This window comes from Leisingera daeponensis DSM 23529 (genome assembly GCF_000473145.1).
Classification (GTDB): domain Bacteria; phylum Pseudomonadota; class Alphaproteobacteria; order Rhodobacterales; family Rhodobacteraceae; genus Leisingera; species Leisingera daeponensis.
The window spans coordinates 3,681,112-3,704,781 of sequence record NZ_KI421500.1 but is presented as its reverse complement, the minus strand read 5'-3'; the positions used below and the strand labels follow the sequence as shown (position 1 = coordinate 3,704,781).

The 23,670-nt window shown below is 58.2% G+C and carries 20 protein-coding genes and 3 pseudogenes; 10 read left to right on the top strand and 13 right to left on the bottom strand.

Annotated elements, in window-relative coordinates:
* The first annotated feature begins 24 nt into the window (after window positions 1–24).
* Complete coding sequence (locus tag DAEP_RS22950; protein WP_051337442.1) at window positions 25–1,347, top strand: recombinase family protein; 1,323 nt, start codon at window positions 25–27, stop codon at window positions 1,345–1,347.
* Window positions 1,348–1,506: 159 nt separating this feature from the next.
* On the opposite strand, the gene DAEP_RS0118545 is transcribed toward DAEP_RS22950, so the two are convergent.
* On the bottom strand, window positions 1,507–4,170 hold the full coding sequence (locus tag DAEP_RS0118545; protein WP_027245719.1) for a methyl-accepting chemotaxis protein: 2,664 nt from the start codon (window positions 4,168–4,170) through the stop codon (window positions 1,507–1,509).
* Between the two features lie 97 nt (window positions 4,171–4,267).
* Entirely contained in the window at window positions 4,268–5,428 is a 1,161-nt protein-coding gene (locus tag DAEP_RS0118540; protein WP_027245718.1) for an ABC transporter substrate-binding protein, read from the bottom strand.
* A 609-nt stretch (window positions 5,429–6,037) separates the two neighbouring features.
* Here DAEP_RS0118540 and DAEP_RS22945 point away from each other — a divergent pair.
* From DAEP_RS22945 to DAEP_RS22940, 4 genes and pseudogenes are all read left to right on the top strand, one after another.
* Complete coding sequence (locus DAEP_RS22945; RefSeq protein ID WP_245595119.1) at window positions 6,038–6,634, top strand: hypothetical protein; 597 nt, start codon at window positions 6,038–6,040, stop codon at window positions 6,632–6,634.
* A gap of 36 nt (window positions 6,635–6,670) precedes the next feature.
* Window positions 6,671–6,943, top strand: a complete 273-nt coding sequence (locus tag DAEP_RS24405) for a hypothetical protein (protein WP_245595118.1) — start codon at window positions 6,671–6,673, stop codon at window positions 6,941–6,943.
* 159 nt (window positions 6,944–7,102) lie between these two features.
* A pseudogene (locus DAEP_RS23710) lies at window positions 7,103–7,890 on the top strand (IS5 family transposase).
* 56 nt (window positions 7,891–7,946) lie between these two features.
* Window positions 7,947–8,762 (top strand): hypothetical protein, encoded by an 816-nt coding sequence (locus tag DAEP_RS22940; RefSeq protein ID WP_154665086.1) that lies wholly within the window; start codon window positions 7,947–7,949, stop codon window positions 8,760–8,762.
* Window positions 8,763–8,947: 185 nt separating this feature from the next.
* Here the strand turns inward: DAEP_RS22940 and DAEP_RS24400 are convergent.
* Window positions 8,948–9,157: pseudogene (locus DAEP_RS24400) on the bottom strand (ATP-binding protein); the annotation flags it as partial.
* Here DAEP_RS24400 and DAEP_RS24530 point away from each other — a divergent pair.
* Window positions 9,126–9,287 (top strand): DUF1963 domain-containing protein, encoded by a 162-nt coding sequence (locus DAEP_RS24530; protein WP_342665825.1) that lies wholly within the window; start codon window positions 9,126–9,128, stop codon window positions 9,285–9,287. The pseudogene DAEP_RS24400 and the gene DAEP_RS24530 sit on opposite strands and share 32 nt — an antisense overlap.
* Before the next feature lie 186 nt (window positions 9,288–9,473).
* Complete coding sequence (locus DAEP_RS24050) at window positions 9,474–9,713, top strand: hypothetical protein (protein ID WP_161787069.1); 240 nt, start codon at window positions 9,474–9,476, stop codon at window positions 9,711–9,713.
* 275 nt (window positions 9,714–9,988) lie between these two features.
* On the opposite strand, the gene DAEP_RS0118505 is transcribed toward DAEP_RS24050, so the two are convergent.
* Window positions 9,989–10,786: a class I SAM-dependent methyltransferase gene (locus tag DAEP_RS0118505; RefSeq protein WP_027245713.1), complete on the bottom strand. Its 798-nt coding sequence runs from the start codon at window positions 10,784–10,786 to the stop codon at window positions 9,989–9,991.
* A 125-nt stretch (window positions 10,787–10,911) separates the two neighbouring features.
* Between DAEP_RS0118505 and DAEP_RS0118500 the strand changes: the two genes are divergently transcribed.
* A complete protein-coding gene (locus DAEP_RS0118500; protein WP_027245712.1) occupies window positions 10,912–11,640 on the top strand; it encodes a winged helix-turn-helix transcriptional regulator in 729 nt (242 codons plus the stop codon).
* A 656-nt stretch (window positions 11,641–12,296) separates the two neighbouring features.
* On the opposite strand, the gene DAEP_RS0118495 is transcribed toward DAEP_RS0118500, so the two are convergent.
* From DAEP_RS0118495 to DAEP_RS24045, 4 genes are read right to left on the bottom strand one after another with little or no spacing between them, the layout of a single operon-like run.
* On the bottom strand, window positions 12,297–14,033 hold the full coding sequence (locus DAEP_RS0118495; protein ID WP_051337440.1) for a Mur ligase family protein: 1,737 nt from the start codon (window positions 14,031–14,033) through the stop codon (window positions 12,297–12,299).
* 14 nt (window positions 14,034–14,047) lie between these two features.
* On the bottom strand, window positions 14,048–16,849 hold the full coding sequence (gene cphA, locus DAEP_RS0118490; RefSeq protein WP_027245710.1) for a cyanophycin synthetase: 2,802 nt from the start codon (window positions 16,847–16,849) through the stop codon (window positions 14,048–14,050).
* A 23-nt stretch (window positions 16,850–16,872) separates the two neighbouring features.
* A complete protein-coding gene (locus DAEP_RS22935; RefSeq protein ID WP_084204464.1) occupies window positions 16,873–17,760 on the bottom strand; it encodes a cyanophycinase in 888 nt (295 codons plus the stop codon).
* 56 nt (window positions 17,761–17,816) lie between these two features.
* Window positions 17,817–18,077 carry an amidohydrolase family protein gene (locus tag DAEP_RS24045; protein WP_161787068.1) on the bottom strand — a complete coding sequence of 87 codons (261 nt, stop codon included), beginning with the start codon at window positions 18,075–18,077 and terminating at the stop codon, window positions 17,817–17,819.
* Window positions 18,078–18,171: 94 nt separating this feature from the next.
* Between DAEP_RS24045 and DAEP_RS23705 the strand changes: the two are divergent.
* Window positions 18,172–19,143 (top strand): annotated as a pseudogene (locus tag DAEP_RS23705) (IS5 family transposase).
* Window positions 19,144–19,762: 619 nt separating this feature from the next.
* Here DAEP_RS23705 and DAEP_RS24280 read toward each other — a convergent pair.
* The 4 genes from DAEP_RS24280 to DAEP_RS0118450 all read right to left on the bottom strand — a co-directional run bounded on the left by DAEP_RS24280 (window position 19,763) and on the right by DAEP_RS0118450 (window position 22,396).
* Window positions 19,763–19,984 (bottom strand): hypothetical protein, encoded by a 222-nt coding sequence (locus tag DAEP_RS24280; protein WP_157626764.1) that lies wholly within the window; start codon window positions 19,982–19,984, stop codon window positions 19,763–19,765.
* Between the two features lie 18 nt (window positions 19,985–20,002).
* On the bottom strand, window positions 20,003–21,631 hold the full coding sequence (gene groL / locus DAEP_RS0118460) for a chaperonin GroEL (protein ID WP_027245707.1): 1,629 nt from the start codon (window positions 21,629–21,631) through the stop codon (window positions 20,003–20,005).
* A 44-nt stretch (window positions 21,632–21,675) separates the two neighbouring features.
* Window positions 21,676–21,963 (bottom strand): co-chaperone GroES, encoded by a 288-nt coding sequence (locus DAEP_RS0118455; protein ID WP_008556373.1) that lies wholly within the window; start codon window positions 21,961–21,963, stop codon window positions 21,676–21,678.
* A 196-nt stretch (window positions 21,964–22,159) separates the two neighbouring features.
* The gene (locus DAEP_RS0118450; RefSeq protein WP_008556607.1) at window positions 22,160–22,396 is read right to left on the bottom strand and encodes a hypothetical protein; all 237 of its coding nucleotides are present in this window, start codon (window positions 22,394–22,396) and stop codon (window positions 22,160–22,162) included.
* Between the two features lie 148 nt (window positions 22,397–22,544).
* Here DAEP_RS0118450 and DAEP_RS0118445 point away from each other — a divergent pair, with 148 nt between their 5' ends.
* Window positions 22,545–23,276: a Crp/Fnr family transcriptional regulator gene (locus DAEP_RS0118445; protein WP_027245706.1), complete on the top strand. Its 732-nt coding sequence runs from the start codon at window positions 22,545–22,547 to the stop codon at window positions 23,274–23,276.
* A gap of 60 nt (window positions 23,277–23,336) precedes the next feature.
* On the opposite strand, the gene DAEP_RS0118440 is transcribed toward DAEP_RS0118445, so the two are convergent.
* Window positions 23,337–23,525 carry a hypothetical protein gene (locus tag DAEP_RS0118440; RefSeq protein ID WP_008556092.1) on the bottom strand — a complete coding sequence of 63 codons (189 nt, stop codon included), beginning with the start codon at window positions 23,523–23,525 and terminating at the stop codon, window positions 23,337–23,339.
* Window positions 23,526–23,670 lie beyond the last annotated feature (145 nt).

The following is a 23,670-nucleotide window of genomic DNA, read 5'->3' as shown; positions in this document are numbered from 1 at the left end:
ATCCATATCGGGCTCAAGGGGAAGATGAATGCGCTGCAGCTCAAGGACATCGCGATGAAGACCCACCGCGGTCTCAAGGGGCGCGCACTGGAGGGCAAATCTGCAGGCGGCAAAGCATACGGCTACCGAATGAAGCCGCAGCTCACGGCCAGCGGCGAGGTGATCCGCGGCGAGCGGGAGATCCACCCGGAAGAGGCAGACATCGTGCGCCGGATCTTTCGGGATTATGCCCGCGGCCTGTCCCCGAAGAAGATCGCCGAAGCGCTCCACAAGGAGCGCGTGCCTGCCCCGTCCGGCCGCCACTGGGGTGCCTCCACCATTCACGGCAACCGCCAGCGCGGCACCGGCATCCTGAACAATGAGCTCTACATCGGCCGGCAAGTCTGGAACCGGCTTCGCTACATGAAGGATCCGCAGACCGGCAAGCGCATCTCACGCCTGAACCCGGAAAGTGAATGGACAATCACCGACGTCCCGCAGTTGCGGATCGTCGAACAGGATCTCTGGGATGCGGTCCGGGCTCGCCAAGGCGAACTAAAGACCGCAGGCACCAATGTTCCGGTCTGGGACCGGCGCCGCCCGAAGACGCTGTTCTCCGGCCTGATGGCCTGCGGCGGCGGCTTTGCCAAGATCTCCAGGGGCAGCTTCGGCTGCTCCCCGGCGAGGAACAAGGGCGCGGCGGTCTGCAGCAACAAGCGCACCATCAAGCAGGCCGACCTGGAAGCCCGGGTGCTGGATGCACTGGCAAACCACCTGATAGATCCGGATGCGGTGCAGGTCTTCTGCGAAGAGTACACTGCCGAGCGCAACCGGCAGAAGGCCGCAGCCGCCGGGAACTGCAAGGAAAAGGAACAGGCGCTCGCCCGTGCCAAGCGCGACCACCAGAAGCTGGTGGATGCGATCATTGCGGGCATTCCTGCAGACCAGGTGAAGGACCGGATGAACGAGCTCGACGCACGGCGCCAGCAGCTGGAATGGGAGCTGGAGCACACCCCCGCCCCGGACACGGTGGTGTTTCACCTGTCGATGGCCGAAGCCTACCGCGAGCGGGTGTCGCGGCTGATCAGGACCCTTGGCTCCGCCGAAGGCATGGAGTATGCCAAGGAGGCGCTGCGCGCTCTGGTGGAGCGGATTGTGCTGACGCCTGCGGCGGCGGGCGCTGGCCTGGATCTGACGCTGGAGGGGGATCTGGCGGGGCTGCTGCGGCTGGCGGCGGATGCGGGAGGCCTGAACACAACAAAGGCCCCGGACGGTAGATCCGAAGCCTTTGATATGTCTGAGGAACTAGTGTTGGTTGCGGGAGCAGGCAACCGCCGTACCCTACCTGCTCTCTCCGCAATCATATAAACGCATGATAGCGCACAGCTAACGGCAAGTCTGCGCAGGAGGCACTCATTGCGAGTTCAAAAGTATATTTGAGCCAGTCACAACAGCTGTCTTTTGGATCCAGAGGACGGTACGATTGTCGCCGATGGCAGCCTGAAAGCTTAGCGTCTTTATTCGCCTTTATGATGCAAGAGCCTGATGATAGCCATCTTCATCACCTTCAATTGTTACGTACGCAGCGTCAGAGACATGCTTCTCAGGCTCCGCACAGAACTTGTTCATGAGATCGCTTAGACGTTGAGCATCTTCCCTCAGCAACTGTCCAGCCGCACTGGTTTCTTCGACCATGGCCGCGTTTTGCTGCGTTACTTGATCCAAGTGCGATACTGCGGTGTTCGCTTCGCTCAGGCCAGTTGCCTGTTCTCCTGTTGAAACCGCAATCTCACTTACCAGTTCAGAGATCGTAGAAACGCGCTCAACAATACTATTGAGTGCGACGCCAGCTTTGCCAACCAGATCTACACCTGTACCAACCTGGCTGGAACTCTTGGAAATCAGCTCTTTGATTTCGCGAGCGGCTTCCGTGGTCCGTTGCGACAGCCCGCGAACTTCCGAAGCAACCACAGCAAAGCCACGCCCGGCTTCGCCTGCACGCGCGGCTTCTACGCCCGCGTTGAGAGCCAGTAGATTAGTCTGAAAGGCGATGTCATCAATCACTCCAATAATTGTTGATATCTGAGACGAGCTCGCCTCGATGTCATGCATTGCTTTGACAGCGTTATCCACAACCATGACACTTTCAGTTGCTTGGTCTCGTGCTTCAATGGTGGTCGCTTCGACGTCTTTGGCTCCCTGGGCCGCGGTCCGAACACTTGCTGTGAGTTGTTCCAAGGCTGCGGCGGTTTGCTCAAGTGTTGCCGCCTGGCTCTCTGTTCTCTGGGAAAGATCATCCGCAGCTTGACTGATTTCCGTCGATCCGCTTCGGATTGAGGACGCAACATTGGAGACTTCAACGACCGTCGTGTTCAGAGTTTCAGCAGTGAGATTGAAGTCAGATTTCAGTTGCTCGTATCCGTCGGCCAATTCGGTCTCGATGCGGTATGAGAGGTTGCCCTGAGCAAGCTCTGACAGGCCTTGTCCAATTGCGTCCACAGCCGCAGTTTGACGTGCCTGATTTTTCAAACGTTCCTGTTCAGTTACACGAGCCAGTTCTTCCTTCTCCACAAGCCCGTTTCGAAATACGGTGAGTGCACGAGCGATGCGAGTGATTTCGTCACTGGATCTTTCAAACCCTGTCACAGGACTCATATCACCCTGCGAAAGCTGCTCTGTGGTCAGACTAATGGCATTCAGGGGTCGCACGATCAGGATATGGTTCAAAAACAGTGCCGCAAGAACCAATGCGCCAGCCGCCCATCCCAGAAGTTCTAGATTGTTTTTGACTTCGATTGCGTCGGCAGCGATCACTCCAGCCTGTTCAGAAATTGCATTTTGGCTCTCTATACCTCGGATTGAAGCTTGGCCTGCAATGGCCAACACGGCGTCGACAGTCGCTTGGGCTGCGGATGTGGCGTCCATGTCAGCTTGCAGCGACTCTGCCCGGTAGAAAGCCAAACCGTTTTCCAGAGACGCGACCAGCGCGATTTGCTCTATTTGATCGGCCAGTTTTCCGTCGCTGAAACTACTGTAGTCAGCAAGGGAGTTTGCGGCAGACAGCATTGCCTGCCCTGCAACCTGCACCTGTTCGACGCTTTGGGCGGCCACGATCTTCAAGGCTTCGATCTGATAGGAACTGAGCCGGGAATTGATCTCCAGAAGCGTGTTCATGAACGCGACTTCATTGTCCAGCAGGCTTTGTATAGCATCCCGGTTGCCGGTAGCAGCATCGTCAGCAGCAATTGTGAGTTCAAAGACCATGTCATCAACGGCAGCGGCCAAAAGGGTATCTGCTTCCTGGCGGCTGGACAAAATAGCGGCCTGATCGAGAGTTCTGCCTGAGGTCCCTTTTGCGACCGCGGCTTCCAATGATGCGGAAATCGCCTTTAGCTCATTGCCCAAGGATCTACCCGCGTCGGTTTCTTCAAGGCCGGAGATCGCGTTTTGTAAACGGCTGAGGGAAGATTTCGCCAGGTCGCCGAAAATTGAAAGCGTCGAGTTGTCTGATGTGGTTGCCATTGCAAGCGCAATACCAGTTTGGAAGTTGATTTCGGCCCGTATCTCGAGGAGAGCCTGCAGGGTAGCAAACTTGTTCTGTGAAAGATCCAGAAGCGTGTCCTCAATCGTGGTGATTGTGTCATCGCCTTTCACGGAAATATTAAAGTAGGCGTCATCCGCAATCCCCAGCAGGATTGCCTGCATGTCGGCAGTCAAAAGCTGCAGGTTCCGCGTCATCTCGTTGACCTGGAGCGTGTTTCCAAATGACTTCTCCCGAGCATCGATTGACGCCTTCAATGTTTCAAAGACGCGGTTCAACTCGCCCTTGAATGTCTCACGTATGTCAGCCGGAAGCGCTTCAATAACCGACTGCAATTCTTCCGCCGAAGCCTGAACTTGTTCGGATGCGGCATCGAGCCCTGCTGAATCTTCGGAAATCAGGACCGAAATCATCGCATTCTTTGTTTTGCCGGCTGCAGAGATCAGCGCATTGCTTTGCTTGAGCTGCGGCAGATCTCTAGTGTTCATTGCACCAACCGACTTGGCCACAAGGTCAAACGATTGATAGTTCAAATATCCGGCTGTCCCCCCCATCATGGTCAACGAGAGTAAGATGAATGTAATTTTTCCGCGGATACTCGACAGCGGGTTCAGCCGTTGCAGAAAGTTGCGACCTGTTTTGCGTCTCATTGTGACACCCATTACAAACTGTGTAGGCTGTTCCAAAGCCGGATACGGAAAATGACAAAAGGGGCGCTTCAGGTGGCGCCCCTTCCTGCATCAGACTTCAGGAGCCACCGCCGGGGACAATGGACTCGAACGAGCCATCAGCGGTGATACGGGTCAGGAAGACATCATCCATTCCCTGGTTGTCTTCGCTACCGAATGTCATCGTGACGCCGCCCAGATCCAGGGTAGTGAGGTTTCTCATGGCCTCAAGGTAGTTGTCCCGGGTCAGATCCTGACCAGCCGCTTCCAGTCCGGCAATGGCGAGGCGGCCGACGATATACCCTTCCAGAGAAACAAAGCCCGGTTTGGCATTGACATCTGCCGCCTTCAAAGCCTCAGTATACTGGGCAACAACCGGAATAGAAATGTCCCATGGGAAGGGAACAACCTGACTGATAATCACCCCTTCTCCAGCATCCCCAAGTTCGGTTGACAGAGCGTCAGAACCGACAAATGAAATGTTCACGAAAGTGGAAGTCATCTTCATTTTGCGAGCCAGCTTGATGAACTCAGCAACTGGCTTGTAGGCCCCAACCATTACGACAGCGTCCGGGTTCGATTTCCGGATTGCCAATAGGGCCTTCTTCACAGCTGTTGTGTTTCGGGTATAAGTGCCCTCCGCAGCCAAGCTCATTCCGCGCTTTTCAAGTGCTGCATTGACGCCATTGAGGCCAACTCGCCCAAAACCGTCGTCTTGATAGAGAAGGGCAATGGAACTCATGCCTTGCTGATCTACAAGATAGTCAATCCAGGCTTCGGTTTCAGCAAAATAGGTTGCGCGCACATTGAAGATGTTTCCATGGCTTGCGTCCCGCAGGAAACCCGCGCCCGTGAACGGGCCTATAAAAGGCATATTCGCTTCTGTGGCGATCGGCTGCGTGGCCGAGGAAGTCGGTGTTCCCACCGCTCCGATGAGGCCTAGGTGGTTGTTTGCTTCAACTATGCCTTTTACCAAGCTGGCAGAACGATCAGGCTCGTACCCGTCGTCCATGCTGTCCAGTTTGAGCATGCGGCCATGCACCCCCCCGGAAGCGTTGGCTTCTTCAAAGGCAGCAGTGATACCCAGGCGCATACCGTTACCAAGAGCTGCGGCCGGACCTTCAAATGCCGCAACTTGTGCAAAGGTGACACTGTCCGTGGTCACGCCTTGCTCGGCAGAAGCAAACATTGGGAAGGCCATCAGCGCAATTGCAGACAGCATAGTCTTTCTGAAAAACATGAGGGATACTCCGTTAGACTGACGAAAACATTTCCGAGATCATGCGGAGCGACCGTTAAAATACAAAAAACGCAAATTGGGGTGATATTTTCTCCGTGCGTCGTTGCCTTGCTGAAGGGCTTAGCCGTACAAGCCCAAAGTGGTTTTCACTATTTAAAATCAGCAAGTTAGAAGATTTTCCATGACCGATTAGGCCCCGGAAATATACAAGACCCGGAACTTGACTTCCTAAAACTCCGCACTGAGGCGGCGCGGATCGCTGTTGATTCGAACTGACCAATAAATGATCTGGGCGCTGCGACCGAAAGGCAGGCGCGAGCAACGACAACGTTTGCTTATTTTCGCCTCGGGGAACACGCTTAAGTTCGTCGACGCTCATCCTCCAGCCCCTAGAGATCGCCTTCATTCCCTGGTGGCAGTTGGCAGGTCCGCTTAGGGCTGCTAGGGTCACTTCGGACAGCGACGGCAATCGTTTGGATCGGTGATGGGCCCAGTGCGGTGTCGCTAGGCAGTTCAGTGTCCATTAGGGACATCAAGGCGTGGCGGGCGGGTCCTGTTTGCGATGCAGCATCGTGTTCCCCTTACCGCAGACGTTGCTATGATCGATGCATGAAAATCCCTGAAGACATATCCTCCGTTCTTCGTGAGATCGACCAGTCTCTTAAAGAGAAAGGCATTCCGCCCCACTCGCGCCCTATCCTGGCGGTGATCGAGTTCGGCAAAAGGTTCCACATAGGCCTTCCATTAGCCAAGCTCCCGTCCGGTGCTCCGCCAGAACTGATCGCGGCGAGCGTCCACACCGACAACATCTATAGTTGGTACAAGGACGTCTACGGCGACTTACTCAAGACCGACTTCTCCGAGAAGGCAAAGGTCGCGGTCCTTGCGGATGGTGACATCTGGGAGATGCGGATTCCGCTGATTTACGGGACGGCTGTCATCGAGGCCAAACGCGATTTTTCCAGCCACACCGGGAGCAGGATTGGGACACAGGTTCTCCGCATCAACGCCGGCGCCTCGCTTTCAGGTATCACCGAGGCCCGCCTTCAGCATTTTTCGGATGGCGACCTGAACGAGGTCTATGGACTGTTTGTGGTGGGCCTCGATGTTCGCAACGCATTCGACCGGTTTCGTACTTCGGATCCGATGTTCGCCGCCGCCGAGGATGACTGGGCTGCTGCCGTGGCGAACATGACCAGTCAGTAACCGAACTGGGGCCACGCGAGATGGGCGTCGCTTCAGATGGTCGAGAATTTCATGAAGGGCCTGATTACGCTGGTTGGTGATGTCCCCGTCGAACGGATCCACGACCTGATGAAGTTGCATGACGCGCTTACGTTCTCCGCGCCCGGCCTGAACCTCAAGCATCTACTTGCCGACATCCAGTGCGGCGCTGGCGTCCGCTACAACGACCCAAAGACACCATCCACGCAGCAGAAGGCCTACGCCGCCCACAAGTCCAGCCTCCTAGTCGTTCGAGTATTGGGTGACATGCAATACAGCCAAAACCGATGAGTTTCAGGTGTTTCAAAACACTGTAAGTGTAAATTGCGCGGCGTTCGGGTGAGGGACCAAAGCAGCCTAAAGCGGCCGCTATCGTAGAATTAGACTAGGTCGTGTTGACAAAAAGGGATTCACAGGCAGCGCTGTACGTGATTCAAGCTGGTATCTTCGATGGAGACCAGCTTGGCACGAGACCTAATGACGAACGAAGAATGGGCGTTCTTTGAACGTTTCATCCATTCTGCCCGCGCCCCGAATGGCCGCAAACCTCCCAATCATCGCCTTGTTCTTGACGGGATATTCTGGATTGCCCGGACCGGTGCGCCATGGCGCGATCTGACGGAAGAGTTTGGCAAGTGGTCGAGCGTCTACCGCCAGTTCCGGCGCTGGACGCTCGCGGGACTATGGGAGGAGATCATGGAGGCCCTGAACGAAAGCGGGGCCGTGCCAGACGCCCTGCAAATGATCGACAGCACCGTGATCCGGGCCCATCATCAGGCAGCGGGTGCAAAAGGGGGACACCGCGACAGGGTTTCGGCCGTTCTAGAGGTGGCTTCACGACCAAGATCCACCTCCTCGTCAACGCGCATGGTCTGCCCATGAGAACCGAAATCACGCCAGGGCAAACGTCCGACTATCTGGGCTTTGACCTGGTCATGGCAGAAAATCTGCCCCAGCCTAAGATATTGCTGGCCGACCGCGGCTATGACGCTGACGGCATTCGTAAGTCTATGAATGACCGTGGCGTTCGCCCCGTGATCCCAATGCGCCGGTCCCGCAAGAAACGCGTCGGTGTGGATCGTTCCTTGTACCGGCTTAGAAACCTGGTCGAACGATGCTTCAACAAGCTCAAGAACGCCCGCAGGGTCGCAACCCGCTACGACAAGACAGCCGAGAGTTTCCTTGCCTTCGTCGATATTACGTCTATCCGCCTATGGCTGCGCCATTTGTCAACATGACCTAACCAGTTAGCAAATTCATTGAGCGCTTACAGCTTTCCCACGGAGATTTCAAAGTGAACATTTCAGGTTACCTATTTCTCGCCATTCTTGCAATGGGCTCCTGCAATAGGGGTTATGGTGCTGGTATTGCTGGGTCGAGAGGGGGGGCTAACACACTTCAATTTAAGGCCGTCTACGGTGTTGGGATGAGGTTTAAAAGGCGATTTTTCTTTTGTGCCATTGGTTTGCTATTGTTGCTGTCTGCATGCAGCCAGACCTTTGATTGGCATCAACGGATTCGGATTGTTGTCATGACCCCGAAAGGGGAGGTTGCGGCGGAGACCGTTCAGGCAATTGAGGCGGTCTATTTTCCGAAATGGCAGCAAATAGGCGGATATGAGCGCAATTATTCCATGCGTGGCGAGGCGGTGGCGGCCGATCTCGGCGACGGGCAGTATCTTTTTGTACTTCTTGCAGATGAGATGCTGGCGGAGCGGGTACTGCCTGTAGACCGCAGCCATGCGAATAAGCCGGGGTATTTGCGTGATATTGAAAACCTAGAGGGGGCGGGTCCGGTTGAGATTCAGCCAGAACGGCGCCCGCGCCTAGTGAGTTTTGACGACATCAGTGACCCCAAATCGTTGCGGCTGGTGGATCCCAACAATCTGGCCGCGGCTTTTGGTCCGGGTTTTGCGCTGCAGAGCATGACGCTCGAGATCACCGCAGATCCTATTACCTTTGGCCAGATTGAGGCTGTGTTAGGTGGAAATTTTTTCCGGAGATGGGCTGCGGACCATCAAGCTGCTTTAAAGCGCGGTATTTCAGATCCCTATTTTGAGACATCGTCAAGCAAGATGTCTCGAGGCAATTTCATTCGAGGTGATCTATGAACATTTCAAAAGCGCTATTCCTGAGCATTCTTGCATTAGACGTGTACAATCGTGATTACAATTCAGGCATCAAAGGGCTGATTAGTGACAACGCCTCTATTTGTTGATTTCCGCTGAGATCTGACCCAGGATTTCCATCGAGAACTGACCCGCCTGATAGTTATGTTCTGGTGGTTATGTCTGGGTCAACGGATATTTCCCTCCTTTTCTGATTGTGCAGCGGCGGAACTGGCTTTGAAGCGGTAGCTGTCGTTTCCGGTTTCCAGGATGTGGCAGCGGTTGGTGAGCCGGTCCAGGAGCGCCGTGGTCATCTTGGCATTCCCGAAGACGGCGGCCTATTCTCTGAAGCTGAGATTTGTCGTGATGATCACGCTGGAGCACTCGTACAGCTTGCTCGTCTTGGACAGCGACCACGGCACGGACTTCATGTTCTGTGACTGCGGGGTGGTTGAGTTCTATATTCAACCTGCCGATCTGGCGGCCAAGGACTCCAGTAAGGCATATAGCCTGACAGCAGGAGGATAACCGGCTAGGTGGTCGATGAGGGCTATGGGCGGCCCACCGTCATTACCTCCGGTGACGGGGGCAGCGGTTTTGTCCGGCTCCTCGTTGGTCGATCCACGTTGCGGCGAAAGGGTGGATTGAATTTAGCCCCTCGGGCTGACTTTCAACGGCCGGTTTGGCGACACATGCTGCTTCACAGCGAAAACCATGCCGCACCCGCGAGCGAATGCTGCGTCAGCAAACTCCAGGAAGGGCAACGGCAGCAATGTCCCGCATCTCTTCCGTTCGATGATGGTTGGTGGCTGCACCTGCGGCGAAGGTCTGCTCCTTTCATTGCTCGTGCAGCATGGGATCGCCGCCCGGCTGGCAGATCCCAAGACTTTGCAAACGTCGCTGTACTGGGCTTCGCTGACCTTGGTGCGGGGCAGCATCGTCCTGGTCAGCTGAGCAAGACCTGAAGGTCCGCTGTTGGGAGATCTGACGGGATCCTTCGCACCTGCAGCGGGGGCATCGCTGCGCCTTGATCGAATGTCGAAATTGGGCTGGCTTGAGCCGATCACGGTCGGCTTGGGGCAGGCTGGTGCTGGTTTCTCGGTGCTGTGCCGCCGCAAGGCGGCAGTGAACCCAAAGTATCGGATGCGGAAGTGCCCCACGGTGCATGAATGACTGCCGCAGGAAGCCGTGCCGACAATCCCGCTCAACGCGTTCAGTGGCATCCTAGCTTAGAGCCGAACTCCTCGGATGACGAGCGCCAGTCGAGGTATCGCCAGGCCGGACCCGGCGGCAAACGATCGGTGGAAGTCTTCGAACGCCGCTCTGAATGCGTCGCGCCGGTTTTGCGGCAGGGTGGCGTATGTAGCCGCGACAGGACCGAAGCCATTGACGTATTCCTTCCAAACCGTCGTCACATCCGGTGCATAGAGTGTCGTCACCTGTTCGTGGATGTCGATTTCGAAACACTCTCCGACGACCTCTTTCAACCAGCTTGAACGCCCCCAGTCGAAGGGTGAGGCAGGCGGCGGCGCATCGGACCATTCTCCGACCAGCCCGAAGAAGCGCGCAATATAGCCATCGGGCTCATCGGCCCATGTCGCGAGTGCCAGCCGCCCACCGGGCCGAACGACCCGCGCCATTTCGGTTACCGACTTGGACGGTTCGCTTGAAAAAATGACACCGAAGGTCGAGATCACTCCATCGAAACTTCCGTTGTCAAAAGGAAGCTCCTCCGCCGCCGCCTGTTGAAAAACCGGACGAGGATCAAACCCGGCCGACAGCGTTTCGGCCGCTTCGAGCATACCTGGTGCAATGTCCACGCCCGTGACGCTGGCCCCACGCCAAGCTGCAAGCCGGGCGGCCCAACCCGTGCCCGTCCCGATATCGAGGATGCGTTCGCCGGGTCTTGGCCAAAGGGCTTGAACCGTGTGTGAAATGGTGTCGGACAGCCCGAATGAAATCCCGTCGTAGGATTTGCCCGGCTGGCCCCACATCCGTGCTTCAGGGCTTAATGTGTCGACGTTCATCATAGCCTCCTTCTCAATAGCTTCGGAGCGATTGTGCCGATCAGGTCCGCCGGTGGATACTCCACGATCTGTAGTATTCAGGACGGAACAGCTGGGGTATCCTGCACTTAGCACGGGAGGCCGCGATGAAGAGCTATGGTCAATTCTGCCCTATCGCCAAGGCCGCGGAAATCTTTTGCGAACGCTGGACGGCACTGGTCATCCGGAACCTCGGCGCGGGCGCCGAAAGGTTCAGCGACATACACCGCGGCGTGCCGCATATGTCTGCAACGCTCCTGACGCAGCGACTGCGCCAAGTGGAAGCCGAAGGTCTTGTCGAGCGACGACGCAGCGATACGGGCAAGAGCTGGACCTATCACCTGACCGATGCCGGTGCCGAGTTTCTTCCCTTGGTAGGAGCTCTTGGTATCTGGGGGCAAAGGTGGACACGGCGCGAGCTTGCAGAAGGCGAGCTTGATCTGGGGCTTTTGATCTGGGGATTGGAATACTCGGTGGACCCGACTGCCTTCGGACCGAGGCGCCATGTGCTTCGGCTCGATGTGTCCGACCAGCCGAAGCACAAGAGATTCTACTGGTTCGTGTGCGAGGACGGAAGCTTGGATCTATGCGTTTCCGATCCCGGAGGTGGGACCGACCTGTATCTGGAGGCCACGTTGAAAAACTTGATCCGGGTCTATCGCGGAGACATCGCTTTGGCCACCGCGATCGAAGACGGGCGGCTGACAGTCGATGGCAAACCGAAACTCTCACGGCGACTTGGGCGCTGGTTCAATTTCGACACTATGGCGAAGACACCTTTGGCAGAGGGCGGCCCGGCCCGGCGCTTGATATCTATGTCTTCGGAACCCCAATGAGCCGATAATGCAGGATCGTGAAATCCTCGGAAAGACCGGCGCCAAGTTTTCTGGTTTCCCTGGTGCCGCGTGCCATACGGACCAGACATTGGATCCGTGGACACGAGCGGCAGCAAAGTACGGCACTATGTGAACTCACCGGTTCCAAAACCTCGCAGTCGCAGCGAATGGCCGGAACGGCGGGCTGCGCCGTAGCAGAAACCCTCGGCTGGTTGCGTCAAACGGCCGAGTTTGCAAAGGGCAGCTCCCTGCGCTCCGCTGCCCCCGGTGCATCCCGCAGCATCACATGAGGCAGCTTAGCCCTACCGAAGGTCCGCTTCCGGGAAAGAGACCCAGAAGTTTCGCATGCGCAGCATCGTTGGCCCAGGGTCTTCGGTCTATGGCCGCTTCGGGCTGCCTGGCGTCGCCTGGCAGAAGCATCTTGGTGAAGTTTTGTTGCAACCCTGCCGCTGCATCGCCGCAAGTCGGCAGAGAGCCCAGAGTGCATGATGCTGCAAATCAATCAAACGGCGGGGTTTGATCCATAGCCCACTTTCAGCCCATCTCAGGTCAAGCGCGACAAACTGGGTGCCAAGAGCCTGCTCATGAGCAGCCGCGCTTGCGAGTCCCGGCTGGCGCCGGCAGCACATTCGCAAGCCAAGCACCCGCACATGCCTTCAGCTGTCGAGCATCGCGAGAACGGTGTCGCGTTCTGACAGCACCAGCAGCAAGGCGAGATCGCCCGGTACAAGCTTTTCCAAGATCATCGAAGCGGCCTGAGAGGGCGAAGAAGCTCTCAGGACCTGTTTCGCGTCATATCCTTGCTCGGAGATCGTCTTTTGGATCAAATCCGGTATTTCCCCCAGTTCGCGGCCTCTCAGGTAATCTTCCAATTCGGCGGCAACGATAACATCGGGCTGGAAATCCAATGCGGTTGCGGTGACGTCCCGGATGTCCTGGTCCGACCGGTCGCCCGCATGGCTGAGCATGATGAAACGCCGCTTTGCCGGCAGGTCTGACAGCGCATTGCAGACAGCCGAAATCGAGTGCGGGTTATGGGCAAAATCCACGAATACCCGCGCGTCATTGTAACGGAACTCGTTGCAGCGGCCCGGGTTGTCCTTGGCGTCGGGTTTGAATCCGCGCAACCCCTCCCGCAGCGCCTGAACCGGCAGGTCCAGTGCCAGCGCAAGGCACGACGCAGCCAAGGCGTTCAGGATATTGTATTTCGCCGCGCCGCCCATGGTCAGGGGGACATCTGAAACCGCAATCACCACCTGTTCGGCGGAGCCATTGAAAAAGACGATGTTGTTATTCTGCACATAGGCGCAGCATTTGCCAGCATCCCGCGCCTGACGGATCAGGTCATTCTGCGCATCCAGCGAGAACCACCAGATTTCCGCCGGTGTGTTCGCCGCCTCGGCGCGGACATAGGCGTCGTCGGCATTCAGGACCAGCACGCCGCCTTTGGCCAGGGTGCGATGCACTGCGAATTTGGCCTGGGCCAGCTCCGGCACCGTGTTGACGCCATATTGCCCCAGATGGTCATTTGCCACATTGGTGACCGCCGCTGCCGTGGCCGCGCGGGTCGGCAGGCCGCGGCGCAGGATGCCGCCGCGGGCTACTTCGAGGCAGGCAATCTCGAGCCTCTTGTCGCGCAGCAGCATCCGCCCGCCGCCGGGGCCAGAGTAATCGCCACGATCCAGTATGTCATTCCCCACCCGCACAAACTCTGTCGAGGTCAGCCCGGCGACCTTGCCAGAGGCGCGCGCGATGGCTTCCAACAGCCTTGTCGTGGTAGTTTTTCCGTTTGTTCCGGTAATGAAGGCAACAGGGATGTTGTGCAGCGATGACCAGTTCACATCGCCGGGCGCTGGCAGGGCATCCGCTGGCCAGGTCTGGCTCCCGGTGCCATGGCCTATGGACACCTCATCGTCATCGCAGAGTATGTCCACGCCGTGCGCCTCTGCCGCCGCTATCAAAGCGATCAGAGCCGGGTTTGCTTCTTTTGCCATGACGGCTCTTACATCCGCAACCATCTGATCGAAATCGCCGGGTGCGGCTGCCAGCAACTCAGCGGCACAGAAATGCCAGGCGGTCTGCGCCGCGAAGATCGCGGAATAGAGCTGATCCATGGGGGCAGAGAGCGCCAGGTTGATACCGCCAGTGAAGCTGCGGTGAGTCAGGTCCTGATCCTGCCAGCCAAGCGCATCCAGCACCCGGCGGGCATGGGTTTTCCACAATGCGGCGACCTGCGAAGTGTCGGTACCAGTAAGAAACACGTCCATCACCGCACCAGGCTTGTCCCATAGCAGGCCGGGCCCGGTCAGGCGTCTGGCATCATCCACGCGGATAGTGTCAGAGGTCGCGCTTGTAATGGTCAGCGCGTTTTCAAGCTCCTCGATCCGGTCCATTCCGGTGCCTCCGGTCAATCCGCGTCTTCACTAATTTCGCGGGCCAGACGCACACCGCGCGCGTCCCGGATGAGGTTCTGGTCGATCTCGAACATATCCTCAAAAGAGGTGTCCACGGGACTGGCCGCCGGTGCGGTTCCGGCCTCGGGCGTTTCTCCATCGGAGTTAAAATAGATAATCTGTTTCCAGCAGCGCGCTGTATCGTCGCCGAAAATCACCAGCAAGTCACCTGGCCCAGCCATTTCAAGAGCCTTGTTCAAGGCTTCGACCTCGTCCGGAATGATCGAGATCGCCTCATCCGCCGTTCCAGCGTCCATAAGCGCCTTGCGCAGCATCTGCGGGATTTCGTCGTGCCCTCGCCCGCGGCGATGGTCATCGGCCTTGCAGATGAAATGGTCGAAATGCCCGGCAAGTGAGGCGCCGGCATCAGCCACATCTTCATCCCGCCGGTCACCGGGCATGGACGCCACGCACAGCCTGCGGCCCTTGACCTCCATCTGGTCAGCCAGCGCAGCCATCGCCTTCAGGGCGGCAGGGTTGTGGCCGTAGTCCAGGATCACCTTGAAAGGATGCTCATCAAAGACATTCATCCGTCCCGGTGCCTGGAAGTAACTGGTATCGAAGGTGCGCAGACCGTGGCGGATATTGTCCAGATCAACCCCGAAACTATAGGCCATGGCAGCGGCGAACATGGCGTTCTGAACATTGAAGATCGCCTTGCCTTCCAGTGTTGCCGGGATCAGATGCGACCACAGAACCGGGATATGAAGCCCATTGTCATAGATGGTCAGCATGTCGCCATTCATGCCTTTTTCCAGCACGATGGCCTTGCCGCCCGCCTTGATATGTTCCTTGACCAGGCTGTGGCCGGGGTTGGTGGTGACATAGAAGATCTGATCAGCAGCGGCGTAGTCGGCCATCTTCAGGCAGTTGATGTCATCAGCATTCAGCACCGCCGTATCGGTGGCGCTTTCAACCACCACACGTTTGACCACGGCCAGTTCTTCGACCGTGTTGATGCCGCCAAGGCCCAGATGATCCGCCGAGACGTTCAGGCAGGCTGCCACATTCGAACGCTGATACCCCAGGCCTGAGCGCACCAGCCCGCCGCGCGCGGTTTCCATCACCGCAAAATCGACCACCGGGTCGCGCAGGACAATCTGCGCGGATTTCGGGCCGGTCATGTCGCCCTTGACGCTCAGCTTGCCATCCACATAGACGCCGTCGGTCGAGGTCATGCCAACGGTCATGCCGCTGGTTTTCATGATATGGCCCAGCATCCGCGAGGTGGTTGTCTTGCCATTGGTGCCGGTGATTGCGGCAATCGGAATGCGCGTCTTTTCAGTGGCCGGGAACAGCATGTCGATCACTTTGCCCGCCACGTCGCGCGCCTTGCCTTCCGACGGCGCAACATGCATCCGGAAACCGGGCGCCGCATTCACCTCGACAATCGCGCCGCCGATGTCCTTGTAGGATTTGGTGATGTCGTCGATCAGAAAGTCGACGCCTCCGACATCCAGCCCCACCGCCATGATGGCGCGTTCGGCCATGTCGCGGTTGTCAGGATGCACAACATCCGTCAGGTCGATGGCGGTGCCGCCGGTGGAGAGGTTTGCGGTCGAGCGCAAATAGAAAATCTCGCCATCCGGCAGCACGCTGTCTTCAGTCACACCTGCTTTTTCCATCAGGCGGTTGGCCTGATTGTCGATCTCCAACCGGGTGAGCACTTTTTCATGGCCGATGCCGCGGCGCGGGTCCTGGTTCACGATCTTAACCAGTTCACCAATCGTATGGGTGCCGTCGCCGACCACATGGCCGGGCACCCGCTTGGCCACCGCAACCAGCTTGTTGTTCACCACCAGCATCCGGTGATCAAATCCGGTGATGAAGCTTTCCACCAGAATCGCCCGGCTGCGGGAATGCTCCTTGGCTTCGGCAAAGCCGGCCTCAACCTCTGCTTCCGAGTTCAGATTGATCGATACGCCGCGCCCGTGATTGGCATCCAGCGGCTTGACCACGACCGGAAACCCGATGCGCGCGGCTGCTCTGGCCGCCTCACGCGCAGAATACACCATGCGCTGCTGCGGAACCGGCAGGCCCAGGTCGTTCAGCAGATTGTGGGTGTCCTCCTTGTCGCAGGAGATTTCGACCGAGATATGCTTGGTCTCGGATGTGATGGTCGCCTGGATGCGCTTTTGAAACTTGCCATGCCCGAACTGCACCAGCGAGCCGGAATTGAGCCTGATCCAGGGGATGTCCCGCTCCTGCGCGGCCTTCACCAAAGAGCCGGTCGAGGGGCCGAATTCCTTGCGCTGCGCCCGAAGGACAAAGCTGCGCAACTCGTCGTTCCAATCGAAATTCGGGTCGAAATCATATTCGACTTGATCCTTGAGAGGCTGCGGCAGCAGATGCATCAGCAGCCGCATCGCCAGCTTGCCCGCGTCCAGGCCGACATCGCGCTGACGGTATTCATAGACCATGTTGTACTGGCCGGGTTCGCCGGTGCTGCGGGTCCGGCCAAAAGTCACATCCGACCCGGCCACATTCTGCACTTCGATGGCGCAATGTTCCAGCACATGGCCCAGCCAGGTGCCGTCATCTTCGCGCAGACGGCGGATGAAACCTCCGGGTTCGCGGTAAGAGCAGCCGTGCTCCTTCAGACCAGGCAGAGCCTCAATCAATGCGTCGATAAAGCCGGAACCGATTTTTGCCGAGGGCCACTCTTCCAAAACACCCAAGTCAATGACGTGGCGAATGACCGGAAAACTCGCCCAGACGTTTGGGCCGACAAAGACATTAGTCGAGACTACTTTCATGAGGCTCCCCGTCGGTTAGCTTGTTATCCCCCCCCGCTGGCGGCCGTGCTCCCGGACGGATCCGGCAAAGTGCAGAACGCCATATGCTCATCCGGCGGGAAAGCCTGACGAGCGGTCAGATCATAACGGCACCCTTCGCCCAGAACGTCAAGCCGAAGCCCCAGAAGGCTCAGTGCCTCACCCCGGCGGGCGTCCCACATCGACGAGTGCGTCAGGTGGCTGGCATCCACCACGGTGACTGTTCCGCTACCGACGACTTCAATGACGTTATCCGGCCCGATGAAAGCAGCAGTATCTTCGTCGATGCCCAGGCCGATCAGAAAAGGATTGAAAGACGAGGCAGTTAGCAGCCGCCCCAGCCGGTTGCGCTGGGTGAAATGCTGGTCGATGATGACGGCGTTGGTCAGGCCCATGCCTGGCGCCAGCGTGATATTGCCTTCGGCCGGGGCGGAATTGCTGCTGCCGCCTGCAACCATGTGCTCGGACATGATCGAGGCACCGGCGGAGGTTCCGGCAACCGGCACACCCGCCGCATTCCGGCGCCGGATTTTCTGCGCGACAAGCGTGCCGCCCAGAATCGCCGACAGGCGCAACTGGTTGCCGCCTGTCATGAATATCCCCGTCGCGCGGTCCAGCATTTCGGCAAAATCGGGATTGTCGCAATCGGCACGGCGCGAGATCGGCAGAAACTCCACCTTGCCCGCGCCGAGCTCGGAGAAAATCCGGTTATAGTCCGGTCCGGTTTCTTCCAGCATCGAGGCCGTCGGGATCACGACGATGTCGGCCTCCCGCCCCCCGGACAGCTCCACGAACTTCCGGTGGATCTGCATTTCCTTGACACGGTCTTCACCGCCGCCGATCGGAATGATGAACCCGCGCGGGGTCTCTGCATCAACGGGTGCAGGGCACATATCTCAAAATACCTTCCGGTGCTGGAACGGGCAGTCACCGGGGACCGCGCGGACGCTTAAACCTTTTCATACATGCCGCGCCGGGCTATCTGGCCATCGCGGACATGCCATTCCCCCCTGGCCATCACATGCCGCACGGCAAGGTTTTCGTCAAGAACCACCATATCGGCGTCCATGCCCGCTTTCAGACGACCCTTGTGGTGCAGTTTCAGCAGATCAGCGGCATTTGACGTGAATGGGGCCAGCGCTTCTGGCAGAGGCACCCCTCTATCAGTAAGCTCGCGCAGCGTATCGGGCAGAGTGTCTGATAACCCCACGCCGAAACGTTTCAGATTACCTGCACGGGGCGTTGTTGCAGAATTCTGAGTGCTAAGGATTCACATCACGAATCCATGCGGTTAGACGCGGCATATGAGCAAGCCAGCACCTGCCCGCTACCGTACGATGAATTGGTCCAGCTACAACGATGCGCTCAGAAAGCTCGGGTCGCTTCTGATCTGGTTGGACAAAGAGATGACCTGGCTCGCGCCGCATGATGGCAGCCCCGGTCGCCCTGCGGTTTTCTCGGATGCGGCGATCCAGTTCTGCCTGTCGATCAAGGTTCTGTTCAAGCTGCCCCTCCGGCAGACCGTCGGGATGGTCACCAGCCTTTTGCACCTGGCGGGTCTGGACTGGCCCGCTCCGGATTTCTCTACGCTGTGCCGCCGACAGAAAATGCTGGCCGTCCAGATCCCATATCGCCGCGCCGATGGGCCGCTGAACCTGCTTGTGGACAGCACCGGGATCAAGTTCCTTGGCGATGGTGAGTGGCAGGCCCGCAAGCACGGCGTTCAGGGGCGGCGCCAATCGCTGCCCGGCAGTTGATTGCAAGGCAATCAATGAGAGGGGCGCAAGGTTCATCTTGCGATGGACGCTGCCACGTCTGACATCCGTGCCGTCGAATTCACCCCCAGCCGCGACGGCGACAGCCCGGTCTTACCGGACTTGTTGGGTCAGTTCCCCGAGGACGAAGACATCGGCACCGTGATCGCCGATGGTGCCTATGACACGCGACGCTGCAATGCCGCGATCCTCGAACGCGACGCGGCCCCGATCATCCCGATCCGCAAGAATGGCCGGTTGTGGAAAGAAGATTGTCCGGCTGCGCAGGTCAGAAACGAAACTCTGCGAGCCACCCGACACTACGGCCGGGCCTTCTGGAAGCGCTGGACAGGATACCACGTCCGAAGCCGGATCGAGGCAAAGATGCGCTGCTTAAAGGCATTCGGCGAGCGCATTGCCGCAAGAGACCCCGACCGCCAAACCGTCGAGATCCATATCCGCATCGCACTCATCAACCGCTTCAACGCACTCGGCACCGCTGAGATCATCCGCGTCGCCTAAGTTCGGAGGGGAAAGGGGGAGTCAGGCCTCAAGAGCGAGTTCTGCAACAATGCCTTGGTTGACGCCGAAAAAGTGTCTAGCCTCAATGTCCGCTGCTGCGTAGTGCTGCCGTTCTTTGACGGCGCAGAGAAGGTCAGCTCCCGCCCCCGGCCGACGGGAGGGGCAAGGCAATGCAGGCGCAGAATGAATGTCGAGATTGGGCTGCCTGCTGTCTTCGGATACCTGGACGGCTTGGCGATCTTGCTGCAGACCGCCTGCCGCACCGCCGCAGGTCAGCTCGGAGCCCAAAGTGGCCGATGCTGCAAATTGCACCAACGGCGGAAAACCCCGAAGAAGCGGTCACTCGAAGACGCGCTTTGTGGCTGTCCAGTGATGGATGGTAAGGATTTTAAGCAATTTTAGCGGCTTAAGGAATGTCGTGTGCGGCGTGTGTTCATGTTTGGATCGCGCAATCTCATGCAACGTCGCGCTTGTTTAGACGGTCTTGTTTATCCTCTGCCGAGCAACACTCCGGGTCGCTCGGCCCGAGATGAGATAGCGTTCACGGCAAAGAAGGTGTGTCGTAGGGAAAGCAAGCTTCAAGTCTGCTAGACTCATCGCGTGGGACTTCCACAAGCGGTTATTTTTTCTTGTGCTCGCCAAGACTGGTCAAGGTCTTGCCCTTTGTGAAGTCGGCTGTTGCGACGACCTTTTCCTTTGCTTTTTTCGGCTTCTTCACTTCCCGGTTTCCGCGTCGTTTGTCACCTTTGGACATTTCAGTTTCTCCTCTTTGTAAATTCTTCCAACGAACTAATCGGTAATCATTTCCATGGAGCATCGGATTGCTCTTCTCGAGGTACATGTGCTCAGCAGTCAGCGACTACATCATGCCGTCCATGTCGGCCATTCGGCTGTCACCCGCAGGCTTTTCAGGCTTTTGCGCGACCATCGCTTCGGTCGTGATCAGTAGCCCGGCAATGGACGCGGCATTTTCGAGTGCGATCCGGACGACTTTCGTCGGATCGATGACACCGGCCTTCAGCATGTCGCCGTATTCCTCGGCCTGCGCGTCGAAACCGAAGCTTGGGCTGTCGTTCTCGATTACCTTTCCGACGACGACCGATCCGTCGACGCCCGCGTTGCCGGCGATCTGGCGTAGCGGCGCCTGGATCGCGCGGCGGACGATCTTGATGCCGGCGTCCTGATCAGTGTTCTCACCCTTCAGCGTCGCCAGCACCCTGCCGGCATGAATCAGGGCCACGCCGCCACCGGGCACGACACCTTCCTGAACGGCGGCGCGGGTTGCGTTCAAGGCATCATCCACGCGGTCCTTGCGCTCCTTGACTTCGATTTCGGTTGCCCCGCCGACTTTGATGACGGCGACGCCGCCTGCGAGTTTCGCAAGACGTTCCTGCAGCTTTTCCTTGTCGTAATCCGACGTTGTGTCTTCGATATGCGTGCGGATCTGAGACAAGCGCGCGGCGATGGCCGCCTTGTCACCCGCTCCATCGATCACTGTCGTTGCGTCCTTTGTGATGGTGATCTTCTTGGCGACACCCAGCATGTCCAACGTAACGTTCTCGAGCTGAACTCCGAGTTCTTCTGAAATGACATGGCCGCCCGTAAGAATTGCGAGGTCTTCCAGCATCGACTTGCGACGATCCCCGAAGCCAGGTGCCTTGACGGCCGCGACCTTCAGCCCACCGCGGAGCTTGTTCACGACAAGCATGGCGAGCGCTTCGCCATCGATATCTTCGGCGACAACCAAGAGCTGCTTGTCCGCTTGCATGACCGCTTCGAGCAAGGGCACCATCGGGGCCAGCGAGGTTAGCTTTTCCTCGTGAAGCAGGATGACGCAGTCTTCCAGCTCAACGACCATCTTCTGAGCATCCGTGATGAAATAGGGGCTCAGATAGCCGCGGTCGAACTGCATGCCCTCGACCACTTCGGTTTCGGTCTCCAGTCCCTTGTTTTCCTCGACGGTGATCACGCCTTCATTGCCGACCTTGGCCATCGCATCTGCGATCTGACGGCCGATCGCGACTTCTCCATTCGCCGAAATGGCGCCGACCTTCGCGATCTCGTCGCTGTCGCCGACGGGTCGGGACATGGTCTTGATTTCGGCCACGACCGCGGCGACGGCCTTGTCGATCCCGCGCTTGAGATCCATCGGGTTCATGCCGGCGGCGACCGACTTCATGCCCTCCCGGACAATCGCATGGGCGAGCACGGTGGCGGTGGTTGTGCCGTCTCCAGCCTCGTCATTGGTGCGCTGCGCGACCTCCTTGACCATCTGCGCGCCCATGTTCTCGAAATGGTCCGAAACCTCGATTTCCTTGGCGACGGTCACGCCGTCCTTGGTGATGCGCGGCGACCCCCAGGATTTGTCGATGATGACGTTTCGACCCTTGGGACCAAGGGTGATCTTCACGGCGTTGGCCAGCGTGTTGATGCCTTTCAGCATGCGGTCGCGGGCGTCGGTACTGAATCTGACGTCTTTGGCGGACATGATTGGGTGCTCCTGAGAGTGAAATTTCGGCGTCGCTGTCGGGGTCAGGTCATGACGCCGAGAATGTCGCTCTCCTTCATGATCATGAGGTCTTCGCCGTCGAGCTTGATTTCGGTGCCCGACCATTTCCCGAACAGGATCCGGTCGCCAGCCTTGACGTCCATGGCGATGCGCTCGCCATCCTCGTCCTTGGCGCCAGCGCCGACCGCGACGATCTCACCCTCCTGCGGCTTCTCTTTTGCGGTGTCGGGGATGATGAGCCCGCCTGAGGTCTTCGCGTCGCCTTCGATGCGGCGGACGAGAACCCGGTCATGGAGTGGAGTGAACGACACGTAATTGCTCCTTCTTCGGTTATCCAAGGGAGCATGGCGATATTGGGATGTGCTTTGGCACTCGCCATACCGGAGCGCCCATGCTACTGAAGTGATGGCTGAGCAGGGGTTCTACAATAGCGCCTCAAAGAATATCTTTTTTGCTTTCCATGAGTGCATATCCATAAATGCTCCCGCCCACTGTTGAAGCTTGACGTCACAAGCGCCGAACAGAGTTGCCGCCAGCAATGATCGCGTTGATCAAGTCTGCGACCGCTCGGTGCCTTTCCGTTTCGAGTTCGGTCCCGACCGCGTTCTCATGCGTCGCTGCGGCGTCGCGAAGCACCCCCAGGATCTCGTGCTCCGGCAGCAGCGCGCGATCTTTCAAGGCAAGCAGGAGCGCCTCGCAGATCGATAGGGCGGCCTCGCCTGCATGTTCGCTCGCCGTGGACATCCGGGGTTCCTTTCTTGGCATCGTGAACCGGGAAAGATGAGGTTCAAATACATCCGTACTTCTCGCAGGAATTGCCTTATGCTGGACTGATCCAGAGCAGTGTCCGGGCCGATTTCCGCTCTTGGGTCACGACGCTCCGGGAGGCCCCATGACATCAGTTGAACACAGCCCTCTGACCCGGAAGCTCTCGGCCTTCGTCGCCCTGTCCGATGTCGAGCTGGCCGTGCTTGAACGACTGCACCAGCGCCGCCGCTCCTTCGTCGCTGGGCGCGATATGGTCCATCAGGGGCAATCCGATCAAGCCGCCTATATTCTGTCCGCGGGTTGGGTCTGTTCCTACAAGCTCCAGCCTGACGGGACACGCCAGATTGTCGATTTTCAGGTGCCCGGGGATTTCCTCGGCTTGCGCAGCGTGCTGTTGCGCACCTCGGACCACAGTTTCGAACCCATCGTGGACATCGAGGCCGCCGAAGTGTTGAAGAGCGACCTTCTGGCGGCCTTCTCGGATACGCCGCGGCTTGCGACAGCCATTCTTTGGGCGGCATCGCGGGACGAGGCAATGGTGGTCGAACACCTTGTAGGGATCGGCAGGCGCGACGCGGACGCCCGGATGGCACATTTTCTGTTGGAACTGGGATCGAGGCTGGCACTGGTCGGTATGGGATCCAGAGAAGGATACGACTGCCCACTTACCCAGTATCACTTGGCCGATGTGCTGGGGTTAAGTGCCATTCATGTGAATCGCGTCTTGCGACAGCTGCGCGAAAGAAGACTGGTGACCTTTCGAGACGCTCGCGTGTCCTTTGAAGATCATGCTGGATTGGTGGAACTGGCTGAGTTTGATGCAGCCTATCTGGACCAGACCGGACCGCTCCTGTAGTGAGAGGCCGCCCTCCCTTGTTTGGCAGGCGGCCCCGGTGATCACGTCAGACGCTGGTTGTCACGCTAGCGCATGCTTCGCGGCGTCGAGTTCCTTGTTGGTCTCGGCGTCGTTCTTCGCCGTGTGAGCCTTCTCGGCGGCCTGGTAGTGCTTCAGCGCCGCGTCCTTCTTCGGGCCGGAGGGCGCCTTGTCCCATGCAGCCTTGACGGATTTCATCTTGTCGGCGGTCTTCGTCTGTTCGGGAGTCATTGGGATTGTCCTTTCATGGACGGTCCGAGAAATAAGAAGCGCGCCGACATGCCGACCTTTTGGGGTTCGGCACGCCCACACGCTTCTCAGGTACTCGGAAAAAATGCCCTACCAAATATTCGGCGGGCACATCTCTCCTAGCCGA